We start from the raw sequence: 14254 nt of genomic DNA on the forward strand, positions 1-14254 counted from the left end.
GAGGGGAATATTGAGAAAGATTTGGCAATGGCGCTCAGATGGAACATTTTTTTATACCGAATTAAGCAGATTTGATATTAAACCCATAACGGCAAAGATAATTATAATTTTGGAGCTATTTTTAGAATTAAAGATACTCCTATTTTGAACCTATATAACTAAAATGATACTTGAAGTTTGCTCTTTGTAGTGGGGAGGTAGGGAGTGGAAAGATGGTCATCAAATATAGCATTATTATTCAGAAATGGTATTAGCTGTGTAATCCAGTGACAAAAAGCTATTAGTTATTCCCAACTTATTGCTCAAAAACAGTATAAATTAATGACAATAAACACAATTGAAAAAAGAGAAAAATTAACAGGATGGCTCTTGATTTTACCAGCTATTCTAGTATTGCTATTCGTATTTGTTTATCCCATTGGTCGAGCTTTTTTGCTAAGTCTATTCACAGAAAATTTAGGTACTGAATTAAAACCTATTTTTTCCGGCTTAACAAACTACAGTCGAATGTTAAATGATGGTCGTTTTTGGCAAAGTTTATGGAACACCACAATATTTACAACCATCTCCATTTTTCTAGAATTAATATTAGGAATGAGTATCGCTCTTATCTTAGATAAATCATTCCGAGGACGAGGTTTTGTTCGTACTGTTAGTCTCATTCCTTGGTCATTACCAACCGCAGTTATGGGATTAGCTTGGGCATGGATTTTTAATGACCAATTTGGCATAGTTAATGACCTACTTTTCCGTTTAGGATTAATTCAAACTAATATTACTTGGTTAGGCGACCCATTCAGAGCAATGTTAGCAATGATTATTGCTGATGTTTGGAAAACAACGCCTTTTATAGCCATCATTTTATTAGCAGGATTACAATCTATTTCTTCTGATTTATACGAAGCTCATGCTATTGATGGTGCTAACTCTATTCAAAGTTTTCGACAAATTACAATCCCATTATTAATCCCACAAATAGTAATTGCTTTGTTATTCAGATTTGCTCAAGCATTTGGTACTTTTGACCTGGTACAAGTAATGACTGGAGGTGGACCTGCTGGAAAAACAGAAACTGTTTCTATCTATATATATGCCACTATTAGACGTTATTTAGACTTTGGTTATGGAGCTTCTTTAGTAGTAGTAACATTTCTACTATTAATTCTTGCCGTAGCGATCGCTAGTACCGCTACGCGGAAGTTATAGCACTACGCGCAATTCAAAAGTCAAAAGTCAAAAGTAATATCTGACTGAGTTTGAGAATTTATAAATGTCCTAACCTAAATTCGTAGTGCTATATATGATATTTGGATAATAAGTGATAAACAAGTTTTTGAATGAGGAATCAAAAATGTCTATATTAAAAAATCGATCATCAATCAAAACAGACAGAATAATTCTATGGGTAAGTGTGGTGTTAATTGTCATATTTTTCCTAGCTCCTGTTTTATGGCAATTACTAACTTCTTTCAAAACAAATGAGGCAATATCAGCAGTTCCTAATATCTATTTCCCCGCTCCCAACCAATTAACTTTTGACCACTATCTTAGTTTGGGTTTGGGTTTTCTCCGCTATGTTTTTAATAGTGCTTTTGTGTCTATTATTTCAACAGTTATTTGTCTAGGAATAGGAGCGCCTGCTGCTTATACTTTGGCACGGTTAAAACTCCCTGGAGAAAATATCATTATTGCCTGCGTTTTAATAGTCAGTCTGTTTCCCTATGTATTATTATTTTTGGGTCTGTTAGAAATTATTAAGTCTCTTGGTTTAGGTAATAACTATATCTCCCTAATTATTCCTTACACTGGGATAAATTTACCCCTGACAATTCTGGTCTTAAGAAGTTTTTTCCAACAGTTACCAAAAGATTTAGAAGACTCAGCCAAAATAGATGGTTACAACACAATTTCTATGTTGTGGAATATCGTCTTACCTCTAACAATTCCAGCATTAGTAACCACAGGAATTTTAACCTTTATTTTTGCCTGGAATGAGTTTATTTTTGCTCTGACTTTTATTACTCGTTCCGAAATGTACACTATTCCCGTTGCCGTTGCTCAGATAGGGGGTACTTCTGTATTTGAAATTCCCTACGGACCAATTGCTGCTGCAACAGTAATAGGCACATTTCCTTTGTTAATTTTGGTATTAATAGCTCAACGTCGAATTGTTCAAGGTATTACTGCAGGAGCTGTCAAAGGGTAGGTAGGGTTTGCTGAAAAAGTCTTATGGGTAAGGGTAGGAGACAGCTATACTGGAGACAGGAGACAGGAGAAATGGGAATTATAGAGGAGGTACGAGGAAGAATAATCCCTTGATTATTCTGCGCAACTATGTGCCTAAAATACTAATTTTTTGAACCATTTCACGGAAGTTAAAAGTTAAAAGTAATATTTTTAGGACTCAAAACTTTGACACGACAGTAATTTCAGGAAATTATTTCACCTCTAAAGGAGCGAAACTATTTGTAACATTCTTTTTTCACGCTTGGTATTAAGAAGTAAAAAAATTTGAAATCAGGAAAAAGTAGATATTTCCTAACTCTAGTTTTTTCCTGAATCCTGATTTTTAATCCTACATTTTGAAGTGCAGAATATAGTTTTTATACAAACGATATCAACAGTATTCATACCAAAGGTTAAAGATTTATTCCTTCTTCCTTCTTTCTTCTTCCTTCTTCCTTTATTAATTAAATGAACTAGCTTCTGCTTGATAATCTTCTGCTGATAATACTCGCCAATTAGCATCACCTGTTAATTCTAAAACTTGTTGATGATATTTCAACAAACTTAAACGATGTCCTACACTGACAAATGTTGTTTGAGTTGCTTGTAATTTTTCATAAAGTTCCGCTTCATTTTGTAGGTCTAAAGCGCTGGTAGCTTCATCTAAAATTGCATAATTGGGCTTAATTAATAATAGTCTTGCAAAGGCTAAACGTTGTTGCTCTCCCAAAGATAAAACATTTTCCCATGGTAACTCCACATCAAAACCATCTAATCTATCTGGTAAATCTTCTAAGTTAACCAATTTCAAAATTTTTCTTAATTCATACTCATCAAAATCTTGGTTAACTTGAGGGTATAACAACTGTTCTCGTAAACTTCCTAAAATCATATAAGGGCGCTGAGGTAGAAATAATATTTCCTCCAAATTCGGGCGTACTAAACGACCCGTACCCGATGTCCATAAACCTGCTATTCCTCTTAATAAAGAACTTTTACCTGCTCCACTTTTTCCGACAATTAATAATCCTTGACCTGACTTTACTGCTACTGATAAATTTTTCACCAGAGTCTTTTGACTTTCATTAATTTCTTCGTGATTTAAAGGAGTATTTAAAGTAATATTTTCTAACGCTAATCTAGAACTTTCTGTTACATCAATTTCTCTAGTTCCTACTTCTGATACTTTTCTAGTATCTTCTAATGTTTCTCTAAATTTATCCAAACGGTTAATACCAGCCGCAAAATTAGTTAAGTTGTCGATTTGACTAACTACTAAAGAAAAAGCTCCTAAAACCTGACTAAAGGCAAAACCTGCCTGACTAATATCTCCAAATTTAATCTCACCTGCAAAATAAATAGGAGCCATAATTAAAGAAGGCAAAATAATTACTGCATATCGATAACCTGTAGTAAAGTAATCTACATTTCTTTGCCACCCAATCAGCAAATTAAAATTATTAAAAACCTGAGTAAATCTTTGTCTAATTTGAGATAATTCTTGCTCTTCTCCTCGATAAAAAGCAATTGATTCGGCATGGTCGCGGATATGAACTAATCCATAACGAAAGTCTGCTTCTCGTTTGAGTTGGTAGAAATTTAAAGGAATTAATTTTCTGCCAAAAATTACTGCTACTAATGTTCCTGCCACAGCATAAATAATAAGAAATATTGAGAGTGGTATTGATATTGACCACAGAATTCCTGTGAAGGAAATAACGTCAATTATTGAGTTGAGAATTGTGAGGAGAAAAAATAAACTTTGGTTAGTGAAAGATTTAATATCCTCTGCAATTCTTTGGTCTGGATTATCAATTTTCCCCTTTGAATCTATTTCATAATATGACCTATTTTCTAAGTAGTTATTTAGAAACTTATTTGTCATCCACTCTCGCCAGTAAAGTCCTAGTTTTTGCCTTGTATACGTGTAAATAACAACTATAGGAGTACCAACAATAAAAACCCCAGCATAAACATATAAGAACCGCCAAAATGTAGGTTGGTCTTTTTCAGATAATGCAGTTGTAAAAAAGTTGCCTACATAGCTAATAATTACATTTAAACCACTAACTGACAGAGATAATAATAGTAACAAACTTAACAATGCCCAAGGCTGCCAACGTGGGATAAGCTGTTTTTTATAGTACCAAAAACCAATGGCAGGAACGACAACCATTAAAGCAATAACAAATATCCAGTGCGAATTAATAATATTGTGAATTGTATTGACTAAACCAGGAGCAATACTATTAAATGACTGACCAAATATAGCTTCATTAACCAAGCAAATCAAACTAACAACTAAAAAAACAGCAGCAAATAAAAACATTAAAAGCAGAAATAATAATCCTAAAAAGACTTTGTTTCCCCCCGGTTCTAGTGGATAAAAATACGGTTGAGCAATCTGCAAAAAACTATTCCAAAGTTTATTGTTAAATTTATTCATGTTTGATTTTCTAACAGTTAACTAATATAGATTATAACCTATAATTTTTCATCTGTAAATACATGGTGATATATATAAAAAATCAAAAAAAACAGGGTGATAAAGGATTTAAACCATGCCCATATATTGCTAATTAAAGCTACTTATATTTCCCAAATAAGTAATGAAATTTCCTAAAAGTTAATAGTTTTTTTAACCAAAAAATAAGGTCTCAAGCCTCTCCTTTCAAGGGGATGAAAAAGCGGTCGTTAGCGCAGCTTCCCGTAGGGTGGGATGGCGAGGAAACCTGCCCCATATCCAATCGACCAAGAGAAAATAAAGTTCAATATTTCCAGCCTCTGACTTTCCTGCGGAATGCTGCACAAACAGGTAGAGCTACTGATAACTGATAACTGAAATGACTTGCTTCAATTTTGAATAAAAATCAAATGTTAACTACATAAACTTTAGTCTTTCCTAGATACTTCATTACCTATATTTTTGGTTTAAGTTCAAAATAAATTCAATTATAAAAAGGTTGAAATATTACTCTAAATTTACTGTATTCAGTATTTGAATTTTCTCGCAAAATAATATAGTCAATTTCAACACTGAAATACCTGACTAAAATTTTGGTGAAGCTCTAGATTTTTTTTCTTCTTCTTGATTTATTTTCAGCATTTCCTGCGGAATGCTGTGCAAATAGCGGTCAGCTATTAGCTATTAGCTATCAGCTATTAATTTTGCCAAAAGTAAAAGCAATCTTTGAAATTGAGGAAAGAATAAAAAGTTACTGTCAAAGTCTCCAGACCTAACCTGAGAAGTAATTATTCATTATTAATTGCTGATAACTGACTGCGAGCTAGCTGAATGCTTACGATTTATTTGATATTTTTGCAGTAGAGCTAAAGTTACTAATTTCATTAGCCAATACAAACTAAAAATAACTATAAAAGTAATAAGTATTACTAAGATAGAACGTTGACTAAACATATCCCTATAAACACTTTTTATCAAAGCATCAGGATTAGTAATTATATCCCAACTATTAAAACGTTTGAACCTTCCCAGATAAATACCAATAGCAGAAAGACAATGAATAATTAACTCTATTCCCAGAATAAAATTACTCCAACTTTGTCGCTGTAAATAGTACCCCAAATTAATTAAAGAAAGAACATAAGCTTCAAACCCAATAAACATAAATAACAAATATTGGGGAACTACTGCTAAAGTCAAAACCCATACAGAATTACTTTGACGAATATCTTGATCGAGATGAATAATATCAGTTAATACATAAGGAGTATTAGGTAAAAAAGCGATAAAAATAAATAAACAAAACCACCACATTGAAGAAGGAGACAGGAGACAGGAGACAGGAGACAGGAGGAAAATTACTTGGGGTTAGAATCCCAAGTAATTTTGAACACCCCCGTTGACGGTGGGGTATTAAACCCACAAAGAAAATGATAAAGAAGAATGCTGGGGACGACGTAATAAACATATACCTAAAATTATTAATACTAAAGTAATAGCGATCGCCACTTCAATATTCAATTTACTGCCATAGGCCATAACTCTATTTATATTTGGTAATAAAGTAGCGCCCAATAGTAATAAAACTCCCCATCGTATAAAAATGGAGCGAGGTTTGGAAAACAACCAAAAACTCATGGCCAAAGGAAATAAAGCTAAAAATAGATTCCAAGACATGAATCTGCTATTACCTTCTAGAAATTGCCAAGCTGTGTTTATTACATTGATTATTTCAGCTTTCATTCATAACTCAAAAATGTATGTACAAGTATTCTACAATCCTAACTAAGATGAAATTAAGATTTTCAGGTATTCTCTAATTAGGTTCCACTGGTGTTTCATACAAACATTTATTATTATATATAAATAATATCCGAACGAGCTACTATAAGCCAGCAGTAACATTTTCAAGTAAGAAAGTGAATAATAACTACAAACTTTCATCAAATTTATTTGATTCAATAACAAATAATATCAGCATAAAAATAGATAATGACTACAAAACTCACAAAAAATAATTCTCTTCTAGAGCAATTACAAAATAAAATTTATAATTACAGTAATCATGTCGATTATCTAGAAATTCGCCTAGAACAAAGTGAATCAACTACTATTTCATTTTCTGCCCTACAATTAAATACAATTAACTCTCATTTTTCCCTTGCCGGAAGTATTCGTACTTGCCACAAAGGAGGATGGAGTTTCGTTACTTTCAACAATATTTCAGAACTATCAAATAGAATCGAAGAAGCAATTTCTCACGCTTATTTAATAGGAAAAGAAAATACTCAACTAGCTCCCATTGAACCTATTCAAGATTATGTAGCAGTCAAATTTGGCCGCGACCCCCGTGACATATCTTTAGAAGAAAAGCGACAATTAATTGAAACCTACAATCAATTATTGCTACACTTCGATCCTCGAATTCAGACCACAAATGTCAGTTATCGCGATCGCTTTGCTATTACTTATTTTGTCAATTCTATCGGAAGTTGCATAGCACAAGAACGCCTAGATGTCAATAGCAAATTCAGAGCCATTGCTTGTGGAGTAGGCAGTTTAGTTAAACAGGGCATCAAATATATCAGTTCTCGTACAGATTATCACACTCTCTGCGACATTGATAACCAAGTTATCGGGGCAGCAGAACAGGCCATCCGTCAACTAGAGGCAAAACCCGTTAAAGGTGGACAATATACTGTATTGTTAGACCCTTATATGGCAGGTGTATTTATTCACGAAGCTTTTGGTCATCTTTCTGAGGCAGACTCTATTTATGAAAACCCCCAGATGGAAGAATTACTAAAATTAGGTAAACCAATAGGTATAGAAAACTTGAATGTAGTAGATGATGCCACTATTGATGGTTTAAGTGGTTCTATCAAATATGATGATGAAGGTGTTCCTGGACAGCGTAAATATTTAATCAAAAATGGAGTATTAACAACTCGTCTGCATAATCGAGAAACTTCTGGAAAAATGAGAGAAACACCTACAGGAAATGCTAGAGCTATAAATGCAATGTATCCACCTATTGTCAGGATGACTAATACAGCGATTGAAACAGGCGATCGCCCTGTTGAGGAAATAATTAAAGATATCGATCTAGGGGTTTATGCCATCGGCAGTCTAGGTGGCCAAACAAACGGAGAAATGTTTACATTTACTGCCGCAGAAGGTTATATGATTCGCAATGGAAAAATTGCTGAAGCTGTCAGTAATATTACTTTGACAGGGAATGTATTTCAAACTCTCAAAGATATTGAAGCGATCGGTAATGATTCTACTTACAATAGTGGTAGTTGTGGTAAAGCAGGTCAAGCACCTTTGCCTGTAAGTATTGGCAGTCCCCACTTGATGATTAAAAATGTAGTAGTTGGAGGACATTGAGCAGAACAAAAGTGTTTATTAGATATCTCCGGAAGTTATATGTGGATAGCATTTTGGCGTTGCATAAATGCAGGATGATTTTAATAGTTTTGTGGAATAGGTATCTTGCCCATTTCTTATATTTTCGGGCCGGCCGGATGTCCACCTACTTATATTCATCCCATCCCTCAGCAATGCCTCATTTTTTGTGTTTTTATCTCATAAAGTTTCTTTCCCTTTGCCTTCTGGAGCAGATGAGCTATTGCCTACTTCTACAAAAAGTCTATTTTTTTTAGCCAGATGTTTATTGAGAGTAGAGTACAGATAGTTCATAAAAATATAGTCAAATATGACATATCCTTCTTGGAAAAGACTTGTAATTTCTAAGTTTCAGACCTATTCTCTAGAGAGCGATCATGTCAGCGGAACGGAGTTCTATCGCTACTTTATTTCCTAATAGAAAATATAAAATATGTCCAACCTGTAACAGATGTAAATATCGCCCTCTCCGAAAGTGACAAAACAGAGATAAAAGCAAAAAGCAGAAGTTATGTACTTCACTGAATCAAAAAACTGTTTAGCTTTATACAGCAGGAATAAATTCACCTTGAATGTACCGCAATACAAAATCAATTGTTTCTTGCCTCACCCATCCTTTTTGTACTGCGACCTCTCCAAAACGTAAATTTGTTTGACTCTGTTCTACCAAGATAGAATATATTTGTTTCTCATTCAATAATTTTGCTAATTTCAGATACTCACCAACTGTTTTTTTATGATTATCCGTAATTAGTTGAGCAAATATGTATACGAATAAATCTACAGTTTATTGATTAGTTATTCTCCACATTACAGCAATTTATCCAAATCTTAGGTGATAGTTACTACGTTGATATTGCAAAATTTATTATACTTGGTTTCATGTGATTAAACCTGCTTGTTGTAATAACTTTCCTATGAGTTTTGAAAGTTCTTGTTTTTGAGAATATTTATTTGCATTATGCTATTCCATATAACTTTATGAAATGATTTTTTTCAAATTAATAACTTTTTATTCTTACCTAAGTAGAGCAGGCTAGAAAAAAGACGTTGCATTTTTAATCAAAAAAACCCTAAAGGCAATCAATATAAACTTTTGAGCTAATTTACAATTTGATACATAGCGCCCAAAATTTACCATGTTCTACATTTAGAATAAATCTATTTTTTTTTTTTAAAAATATTTATAAATCAAAAACTTCAGGAAAAAGGGGTTATAGATGCTTTGATTACTCATAAAGTAATAGACTTAACCATGCTTCATCCTCCTTATCTGTGCTATAGTATCTGAAGAATAATTTATACAACCTAATCGACAGTAGCCAACTTTAAACTCCTATTGATTGAACATCAATCTAGAAAGGCTATAGAGACTATCAATAGAAGTTTAGGATATTTCTACTTTCGTGAAATATCATTCTATGACTCCGCTAATTTACTTAATTTATTTCTAGAAAGTGGCAAAAAATTTAAGGTGGGATTATCATTGATTTTATAGATGAAGTCTTAATTAGTAGCAAAAACTTATAGACAGGTTAAAAGTAGCTATAATTCGGGGGGTGATAAACAAAGAAAATCAAACTACACCTACTAAAGAATAAATACAATAAAGATTCACTAAACAAAAAAATTGACCATAAGAGTCATAACTTAAACTTATCAACTTATAGACATAGACAATGAAAAAAATAAATCAATTTGTGTTGATCTATTAATGACAAATGGGGTGCAGTCAGACAAAATAATCTAGCTGTAGCTAGAGAGATAAAAAGTTAAATAAAATGTTCTAAAAAACATACATACTCCGTACTGGCCTCAAATGTTTTGTATTCTACTCTCTTAATTCAGATAAACAAGGGAGAATAATAACTTTATTAATTTAATAAGAAGGCCGAAAAAATGTCAAAAGAAATCTTGATTACCAGAGGACAGGTAGTAATAGTTGATGAACAAGATTATGAGGAATTATCAAAACATAAATGGTATTTGATAGATGGTTTTGCTGCCAGAACAATCAAGAAAGATGGCAAAAGAACCACAGTTTATATGCACAGAGTGATTATGGACGCTCCTATGGGTGTATCTGTTTATCATATTAATCACAACAAACTAGATAATCGACGAGAGAATTTACGCCTAGTCAAAGGAAGTGCGCGAATGCACAGGAGACCTAGCGTCAAACATTCATCTAAATATCGGGGAGTGTACTGGTGTAAAGATAAACGAAAATGGATTGCTGAAATCAAAGTGTACAAAAAACAAATACGTTTAGGTCGCTTTGATGTAGAAAAAGATGCGGCTGTTGCTTATGACGAAGCAGCAAGAAAATATTACGGGTCCCTAGCCAGAACTAATTTTACCATGAATAATATAGAAGTAGTAGAAGATCCCTCAATGTAACTTCAGAAAGATTATTAATAATGATGCAGTATCGACGCTTTGGGCGAACAGAATTACCAATGCCAGTATTTTCCTGCGGTGGAATGAGGTATCAATATAAATGGCAAGATGTGCCAAAAAATCAAATCCCACCAAATAATCAACAAAACTTAGAAAATACAATTCGTCGCTCCCTAGAATGCGGAATTAACCACATAGAAACCGCTCGTGGTTATGGTACATCCGAGATGCAGCTTGGAGAAATTTTACCCAAGCTACCACGGGAAAAACTGATTGTCCAGACAAAAGTTAGCCCAAGCGCCGATCCTCAAGAATTCCAAAGTAAGTTACAGCAGTCGCTCCAATTTTTGCAACTAGAATATATTGATTTGCTAGGCATACATGGGATTAATACATTAGAACTACTCCATTACTCAATTAGGCCAGGAGGTTGTCTGGATGTGGCGAGAAAATTACAAATACAGGGCAAAGTCAGATTTATTGGTTTTTCTACTCACGGGCCGACTGATGTCATAGTTAAAACTATAGAAACAAATGAATTTGACTATGTTAACTTACACTGGTACTACATTAATCAAAATAATTTGCCAGCAATAGAGGCTGCTAATCGCTTTGATATGGGAGTATTTATTATTAGCCCCTCTGATAAAGGAGGTAAACTGTATCAACCACCACAGAAATTATTAGATTTATGCTCTCCACTCAGCCCGATAGTATTTAACGATCTATTTTGTTTGAGTCATCCTCAAGTGCATACATTGAGTGTGGGTGCATCACAACCAACAGATTTTGACGAACATCTCAAAACAATTGAATTGTTAGATCGAGCTGATGAGATATTACCATCAATATTGGCAAGACTAGAGCAAGAAGCGATCGCTCAACTAGGAGAAAATTGGTTCAAAACCTGGGACATTGGTTTGCCCTCTCTAGAAGAGACTCCTGGAAATATCAATATCCCTGTGATTTTATGGTTAAGAAATCTAGCGATCGCCTACGATATGGTCGAATACAGTAAAATGCGCTATAACTTATTGGGTAATGGTAGCCACTGGTTTCCTGGTGCAAATGCTGAAGAATTAGAAAAATATGACCTGAGCAAATGCCTGGCCAATAGTCCCCATGCCGAAAAAATTCCGGATATTCTTCAAGATGCTCATAAATTATTAGGAGGAAAGCCAGTGGAACGTTTGTCTAAAAGTTAAAAATTAGTTTATTTATAGCAGTTTATTTTGATTGTGTAAAAAATATTTTGGAATTAATATCGGAGTAAGTAAAAGTGCTAATAGTTTTAGACTTGAATTAGTTATCTATAATTTTAAATTTTTGACCAAAAAAGATGGTTTCTAGTCTCTCTTTTCCAGGCTATGAAAAAAGTAAACTTTAGTATTTCAAGCCTTTGACCTTAGCGGTCGGTACTGAATAACTGAAATGACAAATTCTTTACTGATTACCGAATAATTAAGGTTTAAAGGCTCTCCTTTAAAGGAGAAACAAGCGGTCGTTAGCGCAGCTTCCCGTAGGGTGGGATGGCGATATTCGGAGCGGCTCTGTCACTCTTCGGGTCTCCTCGCTGGCCGACCATCGACCAAGAGAGAAAAAATTTTCCTTTAAGTCGATCCTCTTCTTTTCAAGGAGAGGTAATAATTAATAATTAATAATTAATTGTTAAATATATCCATATATAATTAAAATTTGATAGTCTCAAGAAAATCTATGTCGTATGAACATATTTTTAACAGTCAAGTAAAATGTTCAGAGGAATTAACCCCTAATGAAGCTATCTTTGCTATTGGTTTAATGGTCATGGCAGTTGATGGTGATATTGATATGAATGAAGTAGAAGTTTTAGAGGGTTTTTTACTAAGAAAAGGATTTAACGCTAAAGAAGTTGATGCAGCTAGAGAAAAAGTTTTAAGGATTATTCGTACAGAAAAAAACGAAGCATTATTTTCGGCAGCGAAACAAGCACTTCAAGATGAAAAAGAAATAGAAAATGCTTTTGATTTAGCAGTAAAAATTGCAATAGCAGATGATAAAGTAACAGAAGAAGAAAATAGTTTTGTGCTGGAGTTAGCTAGTACTCTAAAAATTAGTCAGCAAAAGGTGAATAAAATAGTTGCAGATGCAACAAAGTATTATCGTAATTCTGAAAAATTAATTGAAAAAATAGAGGAAATTTTATCAGAATTACCTATAGGATCTAAATACGAAGGCTATATTAATTCAACTACAGGTTTAAGATCGCTAAATATAAAAATCCGCACCCCAGATAACGAGTTAGTTATACTTAATATTGATGAAACTCGAGATGAAGCTCAAATAGAAATGGAATTGGAAGAAGCTCCACCTTGGATGCTCTAAATGCGGACATGATATTATTCCCTCTTCATTAATTGCGAGCAAGATGCTCGCACTATTTATTATGCTGATGCTACTGAACTTGAAATAACATTATGTCCACTGAGCTTGGAATAATATCATGTCTGTTGCCCTGTGTTTGTGTAAAAACTCAAGATATATAGCAACCGACTTGTTGGTGTTTTACAATTAGTGCGAGCATCTTGCTCGCGTCGTAAATCATCATAATTACCCGATGTTCTAACTATAGTAGCGACTGATATATCTACCCTAAATTTGTCGTAAATCATCATAATTAGGGTTTGCGGAATAAAGTATTCTGGTAGGAGTCAGAAGTAAGGAAAAATGGGGAATTTAGATGAGGTAGGAGTAAGAATTGTCCCTCAATTTCCCTCTTTTCAGAAGCTCTCTACTATGCAATATCTATACTACCGAATTGGAAATAGCTTGACGTTGAGCTACAAATAACTCTTGAATTCCTGCTTCTGCTAAATCTAAAATTTGATTAAGTTGAGTACGACTAAAGCTACCTGTTTCTGCCGTTCCCTGAACTTCAATTAAAGCAGGTTTATCATTCATCACCACATTAAAATCAATTTCTGCCGCTACATCTTCAGTGTAATTCAAATCCAAAAATTCTTTCCCCTCCAATAACCCTACTGACACAGCAGCAACCTGATGCAAAATAGGCGATCGCTCCAACTCTCCTTGCTGCATCAACTTATTAATAGCATTCGCCACTGCTACAAACCCCCCAGTAATAGAAGTAGTACGAGTACCCGCATCTGCTTGCAAAACATCAGCATCTACAATAATAGTGCGTTCCCCTAATAAATTCATATCCAGAGATGCTCTCAAACTACGTCCGATCAACCTTTGAATTTCTTGAGTGCGTCCAGAAAGTTTCATAAATTCTCTTTGTTGGCGTTGGGGAGTTGCACCAGGTAACATTCTATATTCAGCAGTTAACCAACCTTGTCCCGTGTCTGCCAAAAACTTAGGTACTCCTGGTTGGATAGTGACAGTGCAAAGTACCTTTGTCTCGCCACACTTAGTTAAAACAGAACTGGTAGCAAATTTAGTATAATCTAATTCAAAACTGACAGGACGCAATTGCTCTGGTTGTCTGCCATCAGGACGTTGCCAAGACATAGATATCTATAAAATTGATTAATTAATAAACTACTGAGAATTACTGAAAAATTCGGGGTTGCACATTATGGAATGATATTGCCAAAAATTGGTTTAGATTTTGACTAAAAATAACCATTAATTAATCATTCTAGCAATTGATTAATCCACAATCCAATTCTATCAAAAATATCAAATCATTCGTCACTGTGCAACGCCAAATAATATGGTAGTCCTATATATATTGTATCCTTCATCACAACT

12 protein-coding genes are annotated in these 14254 nt (G+C 33.9%); 6 read left to right on the plus strand and 6 right to left on the minus strand.

Annotated features, from left to right (window positions below):
• Positions 1 to 321 precede the first annotated feature (321 nt).
• Positions 322 to 1206: a carbohydrate ABC transporter permease gene (locus F6K27_RS14115; RefSeq protein ID WP_124145908.1), complete on the plus strand. Its 885-nt coding sequence runs from the start codon at positions 322 to 324 to the stop codon at positions 1204 to 1206.
• A 145-nt stretch (positions 1207 to 1351) separates the two neighbouring features.
• Positions 1352 to 2206: a carbohydrate ABC transporter permease gene (locus tag F6K27_RS14120; protein WP_124145909.1), complete on the plus strand. Its 855-nt coding sequence runs from the start codon at positions 1352 to 1354 to the stop codon at positions 2204 to 2206.
• Between the two features lie 480 nt (positions 2207 to 2686).
• On the opposite strand, the gene F6K27_RS14125 is transcribed toward F6K27_RS14120, so the two are convergent.
• The 3 genes from F6K27_RS14125 to F6K27_RS14135 all read right to left on the minus strand — a co-directional run bounded on the left by F6K27_RS14125 (position 2687) and on the right by F6K27_RS14135 (position 6433).
• Positions 2687 to 4672 carry an ABC transporter ATP-binding protein/permease gene (locus F6K27_RS14125; protein ID WP_287276704.1) on the minus strand — a complete coding sequence of 662 codons (1986 nt, stop codon included), beginning with the start codon at positions 4670 to 4672 and terminating at the stop codon, positions 2687 to 2689.
• Positions 4673 to 5488: 816 nt separating this feature from the next.
• Positions 5489 to 6004 carry a DUF1361 domain-containing protein gene (locus F6K27_RS14130; protein ID WP_287276705.1) on the minus strand — a complete coding sequence of 172 codons (516 nt, stop codon included), beginning with the start codon at positions 6002 to 6004 and terminating at the stop codon, positions 5489 to 5491.
• A gap of 99 nt (positions 6005 to 6103) precedes the next feature.
• A complete protein-coding gene (locus F6K27_RS14135) occupies positions 6104 to 6433 on the minus strand; it encodes a hypothetical protein (RefSeq protein ID WP_287276706.1) in 330 nt (109 codons plus the stop codon).
• Between the two features lie 249 nt (positions 6434 to 6682).
• Here F6K27_RS14135 and F6K27_RS14140 point away from each other — a divergent pair, with 249 nt between their 5' ends.
• Positions 6683 to 8080 carry a TldD/PmbA family protein gene (locus tag F6K27_RS14140; RefSeq protein ID WP_287276707.1) on the plus strand — a complete coding sequence of 466 codons (1398 nt, stop codon included), beginning with the start codon at positions 6683 to 6685 and terminating at the stop codon, positions 8078 to 8080.
• A 562-nt stretch (positions 8081 to 8642) separates the two neighbouring features.
• On the opposite strand, the gene F6K27_RS14145 is transcribed toward F6K27_RS14140, so the two are convergent.
• The gene (locus F6K27_RS14145) at positions 8643 to 8795 is read right to left on the minus strand and encodes a hypothetical protein (RefSeq protein ID WP_287276708.1); all 153 of its coding nucleotides are present in this window, start codon (positions 8793 to 8795) and stop codon (positions 8643 to 8645) included.
• A gap of 1202 nt (positions 8796 to 9997) precedes the next feature.
• On the opposite strand from F6K27_RS14145, the gene F6K27_RS14150 reads away from it, so the two are divergent.
• The 3 genes from F6K27_RS14150 (at position 9998) to F6K27_RS14160 (ending at position 12862) form a co-directional block, all read left to right on the plus strand.
• Positions 9998 to 10498 (plus strand): AP2 domain-containing protein, encoded by a 501-nt coding sequence (locus tag F6K27_RS14150; RefSeq protein WP_124147515.1) that lies wholly within the window; start codon positions 9998 to 10000, stop codon positions 10496 to 10498.
• 23 nt (positions 10499 to 10521) lie between these two features.
• Positions 10522 to 11703, plus strand: coding sequence for an aldo/keto reductase (locus F6K27_RS14155; protein ID WP_353735985.1), 1182 nt, complete (start codon positions 10522 to 10524; stop codon positions 11701 to 11703).
• A 511-nt stretch (positions 11704 to 12214) separates the two neighbouring features.
• Positions 12215 to 12862, plus strand: a complete 648-nt coding sequence (locus tag F6K27_RS14160; RefSeq protein WP_287284484.1) for a tellurite resistance TerB family protein — start codon at positions 12215 to 12217, stop codon at positions 12860 to 12862.
• Between the two features lie 116 nt (positions 12863 to 12978).
• Here F6K27_RS14160 and F6K27_RS14165 read toward each other — a convergent pair whose 3' ends face one another.
• Positions 12979 to 13152 carry a hypothetical protein gene (locus tag F6K27_RS14165; protein WP_287276711.1) on the minus strand — a complete coding sequence of 58 codons (174 nt, stop codon included), beginning with the start codon at positions 13150 to 13152 and terminating at the stop codon, positions 12979 to 12981.
• A 130-nt stretch (positions 13153 to 13282) separates the two neighbouring features.
• A complete protein-coding gene (rph, locus tag F6K27_RS14170; RefSeq protein ID WP_124145236.1) occupies positions 13283 to 14011 on the minus strand; it encodes a ribonuclease PH in 729 nt (242 codons plus the stop codon).
• Between the last annotated feature and the right edge of the window lie 243 nt (positions 14012 to 14254).

The sequence above is a fragment of the Okeania sp. SIO2F5 genome (assembly GCF_010692685.1).
Lineage (GTDB): Bacteria > Cyanobacteriota > Cyanobacteriia > Cyanobacteriales > Microcoleaceae > Okeania > Okeania hirsuta.